Source organism: Flavobacterium sp., assembly GCF_017744675.1.
Lineage (GTDB): Bacteria > Bacteroidota > Bacteroidia > Flavobacteriales > Flavobacteriaceae > Flavobacterium.
The window spans coordinates 1,212,839-1,228,156 of sequence record NZ_JAGIAV010000001.1 but is presented as its reverse complement, the minus strand read 5'-3'; the positions used below and the strand labels follow the sequence as shown (position 1 = coordinate 1,228,156).

Sequence of the window (15,318 nt, the reverse complement as noted above, 5' to 3'; positions counted from 1 at the left end):
AAAATAAAAATATGAAAACATTCAAATCTATTTTCGAGCAATATAATTGGGATGAAATCCAATCTAGAATATATAAAACCACATCAAAAGATGTCGAACGAACTCTGGCTAAAACCAAGTACAATCTAGATGATTTTTTGATTCTAATTTCTCCTGTTGCTCAAAATTATTTAGAGCAAATGGCACAGAAATGCCATGAAATCACAAAAAAACGTTTTGGAAAGACCATTCAAATGTATGCGCCACTTTATCTAAGCAACGAATGCCAAAACATTTGTACCTATTGCGGATTTAGTTTAGACAATAAAATCAAAAGAAAAACGCTGACAGATGCCGAAATAAAACTTGAAGTCGAAGCTTTAAAAAATACTGGTTTCGATCATGTTTTATTGGTCACAGGCGAAGCAAATTATACCGTAAACATCAACTATTTCCTAAATGCAATTGCTTTAATCAAAGAAGACTTCTCGATAATGTCTGTTGAAGTACAACCTCTTTCTACAGAAGATTACGAGCGTTTGCACGATGCTGGAGTATATTCGGTTTTGGTTTATCAGGAAACGTATCATCAAGAAGTTTACAAAAAGTATCATACAAAAGGCAAAAAATCAAATTTCGATTATCGATTGGAAACCCCCGACCGAATTGGAACTGCTGGAATTCATAAAATCGGATTGGGCGTTTTATTAGGTTTGGAAGATTGGCGAACGGATAGTTTTTTCAATGCGCTTCATTTAGATTATTTGCAGAAGAAATATTGGCAGACAAAATATTCGGTTTCCTTCCCTCGTCTTCGCCCTGCTGAAGGCATTATCGAACCGAATTTTATTATGGATGATAAAGATTTAACCCAATTGATTTGTGCTTACCGACTATGGAATGAAGATCTGGAAATTTCAATTTCAACTCGAGAAAATGAAAAATTCAGAAACAACATTATCCCGATTGGCGTTACGAGCATGAGCGCTGGCTCTAAAACAAATCCAGGCGGTTATGTGGTCGATCCGCAATCTTTGGAACAATTCGAAATCAGCGATGAACGCTCAGCAGAAGAAATTTCAAAAATCATAAAAAATGCTGGCTATGAACCCGTTTGGAAAGATTGGGACAGATCATTTAGTCATAAAGTTGGAAAGACCAAAGTCATAAAGTCTTTTACTTAGACAATTTTTTGACTTTCGACTTTTGACTTTAAAAACTTCAAGACTTAATAAAAAATGAGCATCATAAAAGAATTTCTTCGCTACAACAGACAAACCATTCTTCCTGAAATTGGCGATGAAGGCCAGGAAAAATTAAAAAAAGCTAGAGTTTTAGTAATTGGAGCGGGCGGATTAGGCTGTCCGATTTTACAATATATCGCAACTGCTGGAGTTGGTTTTATTGGAATTATGGATTTTGATACTATTGAAATTCATAACCTGCACAGACAGATTTTATATACTGAAAATGAAATTGGTCAGCACAAAACAATTGTCGCAAAAGATGTGGTTTCTAAATTAAATCCGTTGATTGAAGCTGTTGCGATTAATGAAAAATTAACTGCTGAAAATGCATCAAAAATCATTCAGCAATATGATATTGTGGTGGATGGTTCTGATAATTTTTCGACTCGTTATTTGGTTAATGATACTTGCGTTGAATTGAAAAAACCTTTGGTTTATGGCAGTATTTTAAAGTTTGAAGGACAAATTGCTGTTTTTAACCATAACGGAAGTAAAAATCTTCGTGATTTATTTCCAGAAATGCCTGATCCAAAAGATGTTCCGAATTGCAATTTAAACGGCGTTTTAGGAACATTGCCAGGAATCATTGGCAATATGATGGCGCATGAAACACTCAAATTGATTTTAGAACTTCCCACTTTAAACAATGAATTAATACTTCTTAATACTTTAAACTGGAACTTTACCAAATTGGATTTTTAAAAAACAACCTCATCACCAACACTAATAATTCCCGAATTCAGACTCACAATATTGGTTCCGAATAAAACAGAATTATCTACATTTCTGTATTTGCTCAAGGTTTTTAGCGGTTCTTTTTTTACAATTCCTTTCTGCGGATCATTATTTACCATAATACATCTTCCGCACGGCTTTATGTTTTTAAATTGAACTTCACCAATTGTAAAAGTCTTAAAATCATCTTCTTCGTGAGCATTTTTGGTAGATACAACAATATTGGGACGGAATCTTTTAATCGTGATTTTTTCTTCTAATTTTTCATTTAAAAAATCAAGGCTTTCAGTTCCAATTAATAAATACGGATACCCATCGGCCAAACTAACATTGTAGGTTTCATTTGTTCTCGAACTTTCATGTTTACGGGCACCAACTTTATTGATTTTTACCAATCTGCAATCGATACCTAATTTATCGCTAAACCATTTTGAAGAATTTTTATTGACTTCAAAAACCTCACTTTTATCATCCCACACTTGCGATTGTATAGGGCTTTCTAAATGTTCATTAATAGAAAATTCATGCGTTTCTCCTTCAAAAGTAATTTGAATTTTATCTCCTAAAATCTGAGGATAAAACTGACTCATTATTGGATATTCTCTCTGAGTAACGTGAACATTTTCATCATTAATCAGCATCCATCTTCTGTCATTTTCGAATCCCATTTCTTCAGCAATGGCACTTTTAAGACTAATGCCGGCTAAGCTTTTTATTGGATAAATATAAATTTCTTTTACGCTATAAACTGCACTCATTTTATTTCAATTTTCTAAATAGTATTAAGCGATTACTATCGCAAAATTAATTTTAATTTTTTTTAAATTTTTAAAAAACCACTTCATCAAGATTTTAAAACACAAACAAGCTTTCTAGTCTTATTATGACAAAAAAAAAGCTGTAAGAGCCGTTTACACATAGTCCTATTCTTACATTTGTAGCCGTTTATTATTTTTTATGAAAAAGTTATTTATTGCATTCCTATTTTTATTGGGCCACCAATACATAAATTCACAAGTCAAAGATACTCTAATTGATGGTTCAAAACATCAAGTATATCAACTTTCTAATGGCGAGATTTATACTTACGACAGACCACGATTTTTCGATTTTGTAACGAAATTGCCAAAAGATTTTACTGGAACAATAAAAGGCATTGGAGAAAGGAAAATCTTATTGCTCTTGGAGCAGCCTCTGTAGCAACTGTTGCTTTACTTCCTGCAGATCAATATTTAGTAGATCAATCTCGTGAAATAGGTGAAAAACTAGGAATGGCTCCAGTTGCCCGATATAAAACTTTCGGTCCTTTAAGCAATATTCCTCCCGATATTCCCTCTGCAATTTATTTAATCGGAAACGGTACTACTCCAATTTTATTAAGTATGGGTTTTGCTACTTACGGATTAATCAATACCGACTACAGATCATTGCACACCGCTTCGGGTCTAATAGAAAGTATTGCAATATCGGGTATTTTCAGCCAGACCATAAAAAGAATTTCCGGAAGACAAAGCCCTTCTGATGTTGAGGGTGGAGTTCCAGGAGGAGAATGGCATCCTTTTCCTAGCTTTAAGGCTTATGGTTCTAATACTCCCAATTATGACGCTTTCCCTTCGGGGCATTTAATGACCGCAACTTCAGCGTTATATGTCATTTTAGGAAATTATCCAGAAGTAAAATGGATTAAGCCTGTAGGTTTTGGTCTAATTGGAATTTTAGGTTTTCAGATGGCGCAGAGTAATGTACATTGGGTATCTGACTATCCAGTAGCTCTTGTAATGGGATATATTATTGGTAAAAATATTGCCAAAAGAAAAATGAAAAAAAGTGCCCTTCAAACTGAAGATAAAAAATACAGTTACGATTTTAATGCTTCTAGAAGTTATGGGTTTAATATGTTGAAATTGACTGTGACTTTTTAAATTTTAAAATACAAAATCCTCAATTAATGGCTTTTTTTCAAAATTGCCATAAACTCTTCGCGATCAATTTCGCGACAGCCTAAACTTTCTAAATGCGGATTATAAACCTGACAATCGAGCAATTTGTATTTTTCTTTCTTCAAATATAAAGCTAAAGCAATAAAAGCTGTTTTTGAGGCATTTGAAACTTTAGAAAACATACTTTCACCACAAAAGATATGACCTAAATCAATTCCGTACAAACCGCCAACTAAGACATCGTCCTGCCAAACTTCAACAGATTTAGCAACTCCTTCTTCATTTAGTTTGCAGTATGCTTCAATCATTTCGTCTGAAATCCAAGTTCCGTTCTGTCCTTCTCGTTTTATTTGCTGGCAATTGGAAATTACTTCTCTAAAATTCTTGTTGTAGGTAACTTTAAAGATTTTTTTATTGAGAATCTTTTTCATGCTTTTGGATATCACCAATTCATCAAAAAACAAAACCATTCTCGGATCTGGCGCCCACCAAAGTATGGGTTCTCCCTCGTTAAACCAAGGAAAAATACCGCTTTTGTAAGCCAATAGCAAACGTTCTGAACTTAGATCGCCTCCTATTGCCAAAACACCTTCTTCATCAGCTTCTGTAACCGGTGGAAAAAATAAATCGTTGAATAAATAATACATTTTTTAATAGTCAAATTTTAAATCCCAATCTTAAAATTCCAATATTGAAATTCCAAATTCCAAATTTCTGTAATTTTATCATTTCTTCTTTCAATCAAAATGATAAAAAACTAAATCAAAAAATAAAATTCCAAACTCCAAATTCAGTCGAATGAATTGGAATTTGGAATTTCAATATTGGAATTTCTAAACTCTTAGAACGGTAAATCGTCTGGTTCGTCTTCGTTTATACTTGTTGCTGGCGCGAAAGTTTCTGCTGCTGGCATTGGCGCACCTTGTGCAGTTCCTTCTGGAGCTAATCTTTCGATTCTCCAACCTTGAATACTATTGAAATATCTAGTTTCTCCTTGTGGGTTAACCCACTCTCTTCCTCTTAAATTGATAGAAACTTTTACTGCATCTCCTTGTTTATAGCTACTCAACAAATCGCATTTATCTTGTGTAAATTCGATTAAAATATGTTGTGGATACTGCTCCTCAGTAGTAACAACTAATTCTCTTTTTTTGAATGAGGCACTAACTTGCTGCTCTGGGTTAACCACTTTTACTTTTCCTGTAACTTCCATCTTCGTCTATATTAATTATTGTTTCTATTTCTTTTATTTCTTAGCTAAAAGCACTTTCCAAGCCGATTCTACATCACCATTATCCAGATATTTTTTGGCTTCTAGGTGTACTTTTTTCTGGTCGTCTGAGCTTAGAACTCCTTTGACTGCGAAATTTTCTTTCACAAATATAGTAACTTCTTCTGTTGTAGGCAAGGATTCTATGTTGCCTAATTTGCCTAAATCATTTCCGTCAAAAACACTGCTTTCTTTTACAAAAGCTGGTATCGCATCTACTCCTACTCCCAGTGTTGTCAAGGGTTTTGCTACTTCAAAAAGTCCTTGGTTGGATCTTGAATACCAGTTATTTCCAAGCCTCGAAACCAAATCAATTTTGTGCTGATCTATTGCTCCGTTCTCATCCAAAATAGATTCAGCAATATGAATTTTTACTACTTCACACAAGATCAAATTCCCCGCTCCGCCTTCTGTTCCTAACGGAATAATCTGCGTAATCTTGCATTCAAACTGAACTGGGGACTCTTTTACGCGATATGGTTTTACCAAATCTGAAGGAATTTGTGTCAATCCCGCTTTGATAAATTCGTTTACTCCATCTCCATATTCTGTACTTGCTAAAGAAGTTTGCTGTACGATATCATAATTTACAACATTAATTACAACTTCTTTAGTTGCTTCTGCATTAATTAAAGTATGTTTAATCGTATTATCTCGCACGCGTCTTGATGGCGAAAAAACCAAAATTGGCGGATTGGCACTAAACACATTAAAGAAACTAAACGGAGACAAATTCGGAATCCCGCTTTCGCTTATTGTACTGGCAAAAGCTATAGGCCTCGGACCTATCGAACTCTGCAGATAGCCTTGCAATTTGGCCGTTGGAATCTCTTTTGGGTTAATGCTGATCATACTTTAAAACTCATTTTTACTGCTACAAAAGTATTGAAATGGTTTAATTAGAAGAAATAGTTTTGAAGATAAAAACGAAAAATCTTTCGGCATTAGCAAAATATAAAATGTGTATATTTCGTTATATTTATACCTCAAAAAAACTGATATGTCTTTTTCTGAAAGAACAAATACAACCCGCTGGATTATTATTTCTGTTTGTTTTATAATCATTTCTCTAATTCTTTGGAATACTTATTCTTTCTTCCAAATTTTTAAAAATGAGGAACGCTTAAAAATGAACCTTTTTGTAAATGCGCAAATTACATTGGTGAATGCAAATGAAAATACCGATGTAGAACTGCCTCTCCAGATTTTTAGCAACAATACTTCCATTCCGGGAATCATAATGCTTTATGATAATGTAGTGAGTTCTGTAAATGTCCCTGATGAAATTCTTAATGATAAGAAAAAGAGAACGGCTTTTTTAAATAAACTAAAAAACGAAAATGAGCCCATCACTTTTGAATATGCTCCAGGAAAATATCAGACTTTATATTATGGCAATTCTGCTCTGCTAAACAAACTTAAATATTACCCGATTGCCCTACTTCTGATTATTTTTCTTTGCATAGCTTTGATTTATAATTTTTACAAAAGCACCAAAATGGCGACCCAAAACAAACTTTGGGCAGGAATGGCAAAAGAAACGGCACATCAAATTGGCACTCCGCTTTCTTCTTTAATTGGTTGGGTTGAAATTTTAAAAACCGAAAATATAGATTCGTCGATTAGTACAGAAATCGAAAAGGATATAGAACGTCTGCAGACTATTACGGATCGTTTTTCTAAAATTGGTTCAATTCCTGTTTTAGAACTTCATGATATTGTTGAAGAAACCAAAACAGCTTATGAGTATTTACAATCTCGTTTTTCTAAACAAGTTGCCTTTTCGTTTCAAGCGCCAAACGAACCCATTTTAGGAATGATAAACCCAACCTTACATAGCTGGACTATTGAAAATTTGGTTAAGAATGCGATTGATGCCATGAAAGGAAAAGGAACTCTGGATCTTCAGATTGAGCAAGATGCGCATCAGGTAAAAATCAATATTAAAGATTCGGGAACTGGAATTCCTAAAAAACAATTCAAAACTATTTTCGAAACAGGATACACTACCAAAAAACGTGGTTGGGGACTTGGCCTTTCTTTAACTAAAAGAATTGTAGAAGAATACCACAACGGAAAAATTAAAGTGTTACATTCTGAAATCGGAAAAGGAACTACTTTTCAGATTGTGTTAAATAAAAAAGTGCAGTAAAAAATATTTTACTGCACTTTGCATTGTCAGGTTGAGCGAAATCGAAACCCTTATAAATTTGCTTGAATCTCTTGTGCAAGAGCTTCGAATTCTTCTTTAGAAAGCGAAACTTTATTAATGAAACGCATTTCGTCCATTTCGTTTAAAGGAATCAAATGTACGTGTGCGTGAGGCACTTCAAGTCCAACAACAGCCATTCCGATTCTTTTGCATGGAACTGTTTTTTCTAAAGTTGCAGCAATTCTTTTAGAGAATTTCATTAGCCCTAAATACAACTCTTCATCCATATCAAAAATCTTATCGATTTCTTGTTTCGGAATACAAAGCGTGTGTCCTTTTGCATTTGGATTTACATCCAAAAAAGCTAAATAGTTTTCGTCTTCAGCGATTTTGTATGCAGGAATTTCTCCGTTTACTATTTTGGTGAATATTGATGCCATTTTGTTTATTTGTTTAATCGTTTATTCGTTTAACCGATTTAACGATTAAACGGTTAAACTAGAATTAGTCTCTTGAAATTTCAAGGATTTCAAATTTTAAAACTCCGTTTGGAACTGTAATTTCAGCTACTTCTCCAACAGATTTTCCTAGTAAACCTTTTCCAATAGGAGAAGTTACAGATATTTTTCCTGTTTTTAAATCGGCTTCGCTTTCAGCTACAAGCGTATATTTCATCTCCATTCCGTTGCTTTGGTTTTTGATTTTTACATTCGATAAAACCAAAACTTTAGAAACATCTAATTGAGATTCGTCAATTAATCTTGCATTTGCATATACTTCTTCAAGTTTAGAAATTCTCATTTCTAACAGACCTTGCGCTTCTTTTGCTGCATCATATTCTGCATTTTCAGACAAATCGCCTTTATCTCTTGCATCTGCAATATCTTGAGATGCCTTTGGACGCATTACACTTTTCAGGTGCTCCAATTCATCTTTTAATTTTTTTAATCCTTCAGCTGTATAATAAGATACTTTACTCATAACTTCATCGTTTATATAAATACAAAAAATCCCATCGCGACGGGATTTTCTTACCACAAATATACTATAATTTTTAATAGTACATAATTATATGTTAATCATATAGATTTCAAATCTAAATAATTTATTTTTGTTTTAACTAATTCTTTATTCAAATAATGAAAAAAATCTGGTTCTTTATCGCATTTACGGCTATTTTATTTTCTTGCAGCAACAATAACAAGAGCAATAACAATCCGTATATTCCCAATTATTCTGTAAACGCCTACTTGGACACGAATTTGCCTACATACAACAAATTGCTGTATCCGAGTAATCCTGTTTATGTAGCCAATTATGGTGCAAAAGGAATTATTGTTATGAAAACAGGTGAAGGAACTTATACCGCTTTTGATGCTGCGTGTCCAAATCAAGCCTTAACTTCTTGTACAGCTATGACAATAGACGGAATTTATGCTGTCTGTTCTTGCGATAAAACTCAATATAATTTATTTACAGGACTTGGAGGAAAAGAATATCCGATGAAACAATATCGAGTAGAATCTTCTGGAACTGTTATTCATGTATACAATTAAAGACAAAAAAGCCTGAAAGTGAAATTTCAGGCTTTTTTGTTTCTCTTAACTTAATTAGAATTTCAAATTCAAACCAATTAAGAAATTGGTTCCAGCTTGCGGGTAATAATAAGGGTAAACATCGTACATGTATCCGTTTGAAACATATTTTTTGTCGAAGATATTGTTAACCAAAGCCGTAATGGTAATCGATTTGAAAATCGATCTTGGTTTTATTTCGTAAGAAGCGTTAAAATCATTTACAAAGTAATCTGCCAATTTTGCTGCCGGAAGTTCAATATTGTTCATGTATTGTTCGCCAACATATTTCTGCAATAATGAAAGATACAATCCTGAAATTGGCTTATAAACAATAACGTTTCCTGCAATAACCTCTGGCGAATAAGCAATTTTAGTTGTTCCGTAATATTCACCATCAACTGCCAAATCAACATTTTTATTGCTGCTTAAAGTAAAATTTGGTCTTAACGTAAATTTCTCTGAAAGCGCGATTGTGGCATCAAATTCAAAACCTAAACGGTAGCTTTTCTCTGTATTGGCACGAATTGGGTTTCCAACATCGTCTAATCTTCCGGTTAAAATTAATTGATCTTTGTAAGCCATATAATATACATTCGAATTCAATTGAAATTTCTCTGTATTAAATCTCCAGCCTAGTTCATAATCATTTAATTTTTCTGGTTTTACATTTCCTCCTTCGTAATCGGTTCTGTTTGGCTCACGATTCGCTCTTGCATAAGAAAAATATAAAGTGCTGTTTTGAGTAAAAGCATAATTTAAACCAGCTTTCGGATTAAAGAAATTGAAATTATCATCTACCAAACCAGTTTCTGCACTATTAGCTTTATACGTTACATTTCGATATTGTAAATCTCCATAGAAACTTAATTTTTCTGTAATTTGATAATTTGCTTTCGCGAAAATATTGCCATCTGTTTTTGCTGAATAATCATCGTAATAATGATCTCCTAATTCGGATTGAGAAGCATATCTTGCCCAAATTACTTTTCCGAAATGATCTCCTTCGTATTTATTCCAGCCACCTCCTAAAATAACGTCTAATTTGTCTGTTACATATTTAGCCGAGAAAGTCGTACCATAGAAATCATTATCCAACCATTTCTGACGTACTAGATCTGTTGTTGTAACAGTTCCAACAGGATTTAGTCCATAGTCGGCCATGTCGGCATCTTCTTTGTAATTTTCGTAATATCCTTTTCCTTTTGTATAATGCAAAGCAAAGTTAGTACTCCATTTATCAGAAATCGATTCGCTCCAATGCAACTGGTAGTGATCCTGATTGTAATTATCGGTTTCGTTATCATAAAAACGAACGTTTCCTGCTTCGTCAGTATACATTCCCGCAGAATTGAATGTTCTGTTTTCATTTAATGTTTCAGCATCAACTCCGTTCCAAGATTGATATGTCTTTTCGGTTCCACCAAAAACCAAAGCTTTGATCAAAGTTGTTTTGCCAACATAGGTTCCCTGCAAGAAATATGATTTTAAATCTGAACTTGCGCGATCAATATAGCCATGCGATTTTATGGCAGATAAACGTCCCGCAATTTCAAAATGATCATTTAATAATCCAGTGCTGAATTTTACTGTGTTTTTTATAGTATTGAAAGATCCCGCAGAACTCGAGATTTCGCCAGTGGCTTTATTAGCATAACTGTCTGTCAGTAAATTCAAACTAGCTCCAAAAGCACCAGCTCCGTTGGTAGAAGTTCCTACTCCACGCTGCAATTGAAGACTTTCTACAGAAGAGGCAAAATCGGGCATATTTACCCAAAACGTTCCCTGACTTTCTGCATCGTTGTACGGAATTCCGTTGATTGTTACATTTACACGTGTAGCATCGCTTCCACGCACTCGAATTCCGGTATAACCAACACCATTTCCAGCATCTGAAGTCGTTACAACCGAAGGCATATAATTCATCAGAACAGGAATGTCCTGACCTAAATTTCTATACTTAATTTCTTTTTTATCCATATTACTAAAACTCACCGGAGTCTTTGAAGTAACACGAACTGCCGAAACCAAAACCTCATCGAGAGAATTTACTTTTATAGAATCTTTCTGTTGCTGTTGTGCTAAAGAAAATAAAGTAAAGAAGAAAGAAGAAAGAAATAAAATAGACGACTTTTGGGTCAGCTTTGAACCTTTGCGCCTTTGCGTCTTTGTACCTTTAGAAGTACCTTCAAAAATAGTTTTCATTCGTAAAGAATTACGAATAAAAGGGGGAATTATTCTTTTGTTAAATTAATAAATGTGTTTCACGACAAAATAAAGTGTGCACGCTTGATCCTGTCGTTTTTTCCCTTAGCAACATTACTCGCTCAGGTTCTTTGGGTATGATCTCAGCTCGTTATTTAGAGCACCCCTTTGAGACATTACAAAGGTAATGTTAAAAATTCCAAAAATCAAATTCCAAATTCCAAGAAAATACCCTGTCTTTAAAATCTAAAAACAAAAAATTCCAAAAACAATCTTTCAGTATTGCTATTGGAATTTGGACCCGAGCGCTAGCGAACTGGCGAAGCAATTTTTAAAAATTGGGTATTTACTCCAAGTTAGGCTTCCTTCGAGATTGTTTCAAATCAGAAACATTCTTTTTATCTTTAATTCTCTTCTTAATTACTGCTTTCGGGATTTTTGTAGCCTTTCTAACCTTCGGGACATACAATCCTTTTTTGATGATATCTAGAAATCGTTTTATTACAATTTCTTTGTTTTTAAGCTGGCTCCTGTCTTCGTCACAGTTTAAAATTAGGATATTTTCAGAAGTTAATCTTGCGGCTATATTTTCTTGCAAAAGCAATTTTTCGTCATCAGACAAAGCTTGAGAAGCATTCAAATCAAAACTCAAAACAACTTTTGATGAAACCTTATTCACGTTTTGCCCACCAGAACCACTGCTGCGAACGGCCTTAAAATTTAATTCTGATACGATTTTTTCTGCATCCATATTATTGTGGCTGATGCGCCGCTTTTAGTAGATCGTTTACCGTTTTTACTGGATTAAAAGTAATCAATGGAACCGCAACAAAAATAGTAAGCCAATTCGCCATCGAACCATTCCATAAGCCTGGTAATTCGTAACTTCTCACGGTTTTTCCATCAACACTTTTCTCTACGATAAAGCCTGCTTTCTGATCTACAAATTGTAATAAATCAAACTTTTCGTCTTTATAATTTTTAATACCGCAAACCAGATCTACTGGATTAAAATGTGTTGATTCAGCCAAAATAGTTTGTTGCTTTTTATTAGCCAAATCTACCTGAGAAGTTTCAACAATTTGCAGAGAAGCCACTCCTTTATCATTCATTACCCAAAACGGACCACCTCCAGGTTCTCCCTCATTTTTAACCATTCCGCAAACGCGAATAGGCCTGTCTAAAAGCTCCCTAATCTTACTTATCTTATTTTCGAAAGTAAATTTATTGAAATCATTGCCCATCTCTACATTTAATTCTTCTTTTAAAAATAAAACAATATCTTCTAAATGATTTTCTTTGATTTCATTTCTGTCAATTGCTTTTAAATAAGAAAAGACTTTTTGTTGCACCTCAATCAAAACACCTGCCAATGATTTCTTATACAATGTGATCTTATCGATATGATTCTGAATTACATTGTCTATGTTTTTAATAAAGATTACGTCGGCATCGAGATCATTCAAATTTTCAATTAAAGCTCCATGTCCACCTGGTCTAAAAATTAAATTATCATTTTTATCTTTTACCAATTTATTATTTTCGTCTATGGTGATAGAGTCGGTACTTTTATTTTGATAAGAGTATCCAATATTGATTTTCACACCAGATGGTTCTTCAATCTTTCCTATAACCTCATCAACTCCTTTGTAGAATAAATTTTGATGTATTTCTGAAACTGTAAAATGCAAATTCGAAACCTTATTTGAAGTAGCATAATGTACACATTCATTTAAATGTTCTTCGATTGGGTTTGCGATATGTGTGCCATACCAATGAAACGGCAATACCGCTTTAGGCTTATTGGCAAAATCAAAATGGTCAGGAGACAATAGTAATTTTATAAAATAGTAATTCTTATAATCTCTCTCAAGAGCTTCAAAATCAGGGTAAATCTGTCTTAATTTCTGATCCAGCTCCTTGAAGAATGGAAACTTGTCCATTCCGATAATAAAAATGGCAAGCTCCTTATCTTTTTTTCTGTTTATATAAGCATTGATGGTTTCTTTCTGAATATCAAAATCATTCAAGAAAGCGGTCAAAAACTTAAACATTCTTGTAGCCGCACCAGAAGCGGGAACAAACTTTTTAATCTTTAGTTTTTCTTTTTCATTATCAAAAAAAAGAGCTTTTTCTTCAAAATCTTTTTCTGACAAACTTAAAATTCCATTACCAATTGTGGCAGGATTAACCAAATTGCTCTTTGCTATTCCGTTTTCAAGAAATTCCAACTGTTTTAAAATAGCATCAAAAGAAATTCCTCTATTGTAGATCTGTACAAAATCGTTTGGCGAGAAACCATGCTCTTTAGCAATAGTCAAATTATCAATAATAGCGGTTGCTTTTGCTAATCTGGTTTCTTTATTACCAGATAAAATGATATAAGGCTTTTTGGTATCTATTAAAGTTTGTTTAAAAACAGAGAAAACAGTTTCTCTTCCTTCGGGAGTATCACGGATATCGTCTTTTTCCCAAGGAACATCAATATCAGTCAAGAAGAACAAATCGTATTCATGTTTTAAGGCTGCTTCATTCAAAAGCGGATCACAAAAACCATAATACATTTCAGAAAACACTTTGGTTACCATCAAGTTGGTATCGCAAAACAAATATTTATTTGCACTTGCCAATTTTTCGTTTTCCAATGCAGTCTGCCCATAAGCAATAGGCATCATATCATCTGCTACACAAATATGCTTATTTTCTTCCCATTTTTCCTGCAAATAATCACGTGCAAACTCAGGAACCCATTCGGTTTCGTAGTAATCTGCAAGCTGTTTTGCCAAAGTTGTTTTGCCCGTACTTTCTGGACCAAACAAAGCAATTTTTATAATGTTTGTTTTTTGCTGTCTAAGATCTTTCTCCATTCTAAATAAGCTGAAATAGCTAAAATTGTAAAAATTATATATTGTAGTGAAAGCATCCCTAAGCCACGATAAGCGTAAAGAGGCACAACAATAATGTCACCAATAATCCAAAGTGTCCAGTTTTCTATTTTCTTTCTGGCCATATACCACATACCAGCAAAAAATATCCCTGACGAAATCATATCAACATAATTGTCTTTATGAATTTCATAATCGAAATATTTATAAATCCCGAAAACTACAAAAACAGTCACAATAAACAGTAAGATTCCGATTATTTTTTCATTAAAATTGGTACGGGTAATCGGCAGATTATCATCAGCCGTTGCTCCTTTTGCCCAAACATACCAACCGTAAATACTCATTATAGAAAAATATGCATTGATAATCATATCTCCCATATAGCCCGCAATGTATAAAAGATATGTTGAAATTACGGTTGCAATTAAACCTGTAGGATAAACCCATATATTTTCTTTTTTAGCAAACCATACACTTAAAATTCCGCATACAAATGCCAGAAACTCTAAAGCAATATGCCATAGCGGAGCATTTTTATAACTGTCTAGAAAAAAATCTATCATCGAGAATGTGGTATTTGGCATTTATAGCTCAAAAAAATGACTGTTGTTTTCAAAAGCAGTTCCAATAACAACCAAATCTGCACCAGCTTTATATGCTTTCTGAATTCCCTGCAAATCTACAATTCCTCCACCAACAATAACAGGAATTTCAATATTTTGAGAAACCAGCTCGATCATTTCTGTCGGAACAGGCTGTTTTGCACCGCTTCCCGCTTCTAAATAAATCAATTGATTTCCTAACATTTCGCCAGCTTGCGCTGTAGCCAAAACCAAATCAAGATTTTCTCTGCTTAATGGTTTTGTTTTACTTACACGAGCAACAGCTGTTTCATTACCGCTTTCAATCAAAATGTAACCTGTAGAAATGACTTCCAGATTTGTTTTTTTTAAAATTGGAGCAGCCTGAACCTGATACTCAATCAAATAATCTGGATTTCGACCAGACAATAGAGACAGAAACAAAATACCATCGGCTTTTCGTGAAATCTGAGAAGGATGTCCAGGAAACAAAATAACGGGCAGATCCGTTTTTTGTTTTAATGCTGCTATTAATTCCTCTAAAATATTATTCTGAACAACACTTCCTCCCACAAAAATATGAGTTGCAGGCGACTGATTAATTTTCTCAATTAAATGATTTAAATTTTCCAGTACAATTTTATCTGGATCCAAAAGTACTGCCATCAGTTTCTGACCGTTACTTTTAGCCTCCAAAATCTGTTGCCTAATTGTGTGTATTTGTTCTTGCATAGAGGATGTAAAAGT

General features: G+C 33.8%; 16 protein-coding genes. 5 read left to right on the top strand and 11 right to left on the bottom strand.

Annotated features, from left to right (window positions below):
* The first annotated feature begins 11 nt into the window (after window positions 1–11).
* Window positions 12–1,163 (top strand): 2-iminoacetate synthase ThiH, encoded by a 1,152-nt coding sequence (gene thiH / locus J7574_RS05285; RefSeq protein WP_290965263.1) that lies wholly within the window; start codon window positions 12–14, stop codon window positions 1,161–1,163.
* Window positions 1,164–1,217: 54 nt separating this feature from the next.
* Complete coding sequence (locus J7574_RS05280) at window positions 1,218–1,928, top strand: HesA/MoeB/ThiF family protein (RefSeq protein ID WP_290965260.1); 711 nt, start codon at window positions 1,218–1,220, stop codon at window positions 1,926–1,928.
* On the opposite strand, the gene J7574_RS05275 is transcribed toward J7574_RS05280, so the two are convergent.
* Window positions 1,925–2,719: an MOSC N-terminal beta barrel domain-containing protein gene (locus J7574_RS05275; protein ID WP_290965256.1), complete on the bottom strand. Its 795-nt coding sequence runs from the start codon at window positions 2,717–2,719 to the stop codon at window positions 1,925–1,927. The two genes, J7574_RS05280 and J7574_RS05275, sit on opposite strands and share 4 nt — an antisense overlap.
* 513 nt (window positions 2,720–3,232) lie before the next feature.
* Here J7574_RS05275 and J7574_RS05270 point away from each other — a divergent pair.
* Window positions 3,233–3,883 (top strand): phosphatase PAP2 family protein, encoded by a 651-nt coding sequence (locus J7574_RS05270; protein ID WP_290965253.1) that lies wholly within the window; start codon window positions 3,233–3,235, stop codon window positions 3,881–3,883.
* Window positions 3,884–3,906: 23 nt separating this feature from the next.
* Here the strand turns inward: J7574_RS05270 and aat are convergent, their stop codons facing one another.
* The 3 genes from aat to J7574_RS05255 all read right to left on the bottom strand — a co-directional run bounded on the left by aat (window position 3,907) and on the right by J7574_RS05255 (window position 6,023).
* Window positions 3,907–4,548 (bottom strand): leucyl/phenylalanyl-tRNA--protein transferase, encoded by a 642-nt coding sequence (gene aat / locus J7574_RS05265; RefSeq protein ID WP_290965246.1) that lies wholly within the window; start codon window positions 4,546–4,548, stop codon window positions 3,907–3,909.
* Window positions 4,549–4,742: 194 nt separating this feature from the next.
* Window positions 4,743–5,114, bottom strand: a complete 372-nt coding sequence (locus tag J7574_RS05260; protein WP_290965237.1) for a DUF3127 domain-containing protein — start codon at window positions 5,112–5,114, stop codon at window positions 4,743–4,745.
* A gap of 33 nt (window positions 5,115–5,147) precedes the next feature.
* The gene (locus J7574_RS05255; RefSeq protein ID WP_290965234.1) at window positions 5,148–6,023 is read right to left on the bottom strand and encodes a flavin reductase family protein; all 876 of its coding nucleotides are present in this window, start codon (window positions 6,021–6,023) and stop codon (window positions 5,148–5,150) included.
* Window positions 6,024–6,171: 148 nt separating this feature from the next.
* Between J7574_RS05255 and J7574_RS05250 the strand changes: the two genes are divergently transcribed.
* Window positions 6,172–7,323, top strand: coding sequence for a PAS domain-containing sensor histidine kinase (locus J7574_RS05250; protein ID WP_290965230.1), 1,152 nt, complete (start codon window positions 6,172–6,174; stop codon window positions 7,321–7,323).
* 50 nt (window positions 7,324–7,373) lie between these two features.
* Here J7574_RS05250 and J7574_RS05245 read toward each other — a convergent pair whose 3' ends face one another.
* Window positions 7,374–7,763, bottom strand: coding sequence for an HIT family protein (locus J7574_RS05245; RefSeq protein ID WP_290965226.1), 390 nt, complete (start codon window positions 7,761–7,763; stop codon window positions 7,374–7,376).
* Between the two features lie 64 nt (window positions 7,764–7,827).
* On the bottom strand, window positions 7,828–8,304 hold the full coding sequence (gene greA, locus J7574_RS05240; RefSeq protein WP_111288069.1) for a transcription elongation factor GreA: 477 nt from the start codon (window positions 8,302–8,304) through the stop codon (window positions 7,828–7,830).
* Window positions 8,305–8,462: 158 nt separating this feature from the next.
* Between greA and J7574_RS05235 the strand changes: the two genes are divergently transcribed.
* Window positions 8,463–8,879 carry a hypothetical protein gene (locus tag J7574_RS05235; RefSeq protein ID WP_290965218.1) on the top strand — a complete coding sequence of 139 codons (417 nt, stop codon included), beginning with the start codon at window positions 8,463–8,465 and terminating at the stop codon, window positions 8,877–8,879.
* Between the two features lie 54 nt (window positions 8,880–8,933).
* Here J7574_RS05235 and J7574_RS05230 read toward each other — a convergent pair whose 3' ends face one another.
* The 5 genes from J7574_RS05230 to J7574_RS05210 form a co-directional block, all read right to left on the bottom strand.
* Entirely contained in the window at window positions 8,934–11,102 is a 2,169-nt protein-coding gene (locus J7574_RS05230; protein ID WP_290965208.1) for a TonB-dependent receptor, read from the bottom strand.
* Between the two features lie 346 nt (window positions 11,103–11,448).
* Complete coding sequence (arfB, locus tag J7574_RS05225) at window positions 11,449–11,853, bottom strand: alternative ribosome rescue aminoacyl-tRNA hydrolase ArfB (protein WP_290965200.1); 405 nt, start codon at window positions 11,851–11,853, stop codon at window positions 11,449–11,451.
* Window position 11,854: 1 nt separating this feature from the next.
* A complete protein-coding gene (locus J7574_RS05220) occupies window positions 11,855–13,969 on the bottom strand; it encodes a DUF4301 family protein (protein WP_290965195.1) in 2,115 nt (704 codons plus the stop codon).
* A complete protein-coding gene (gene pnuC, locus J7574_RS05215) occupies window positions 13,930–14,553 on the bottom strand; it encodes a nicotinamide riboside transporter PnuC (RefSeq protein ID WP_290965192.1) in 624 nt (207 codons plus the stop codon). The genes J7574_RS05220 and pnuC overlap by 40 nt, the downstream gene beginning before the upstream one ends.
* 21 nt (window positions 14,554–14,574) lie before the next feature.
* On the bottom strand, window positions 14,575–15,303 hold the full coding sequence (locus J7574_RS05210; protein WP_290965187.1) for a geranylgeranylglyceryl/heptaprenylglyceryl phosphate synthase: 729 nt from the start codon (window positions 15,301–15,303) through the stop codon (window positions 14,575–14,577).
* Window positions 15,304–15,318 lie beyond the last annotated feature (15 nt).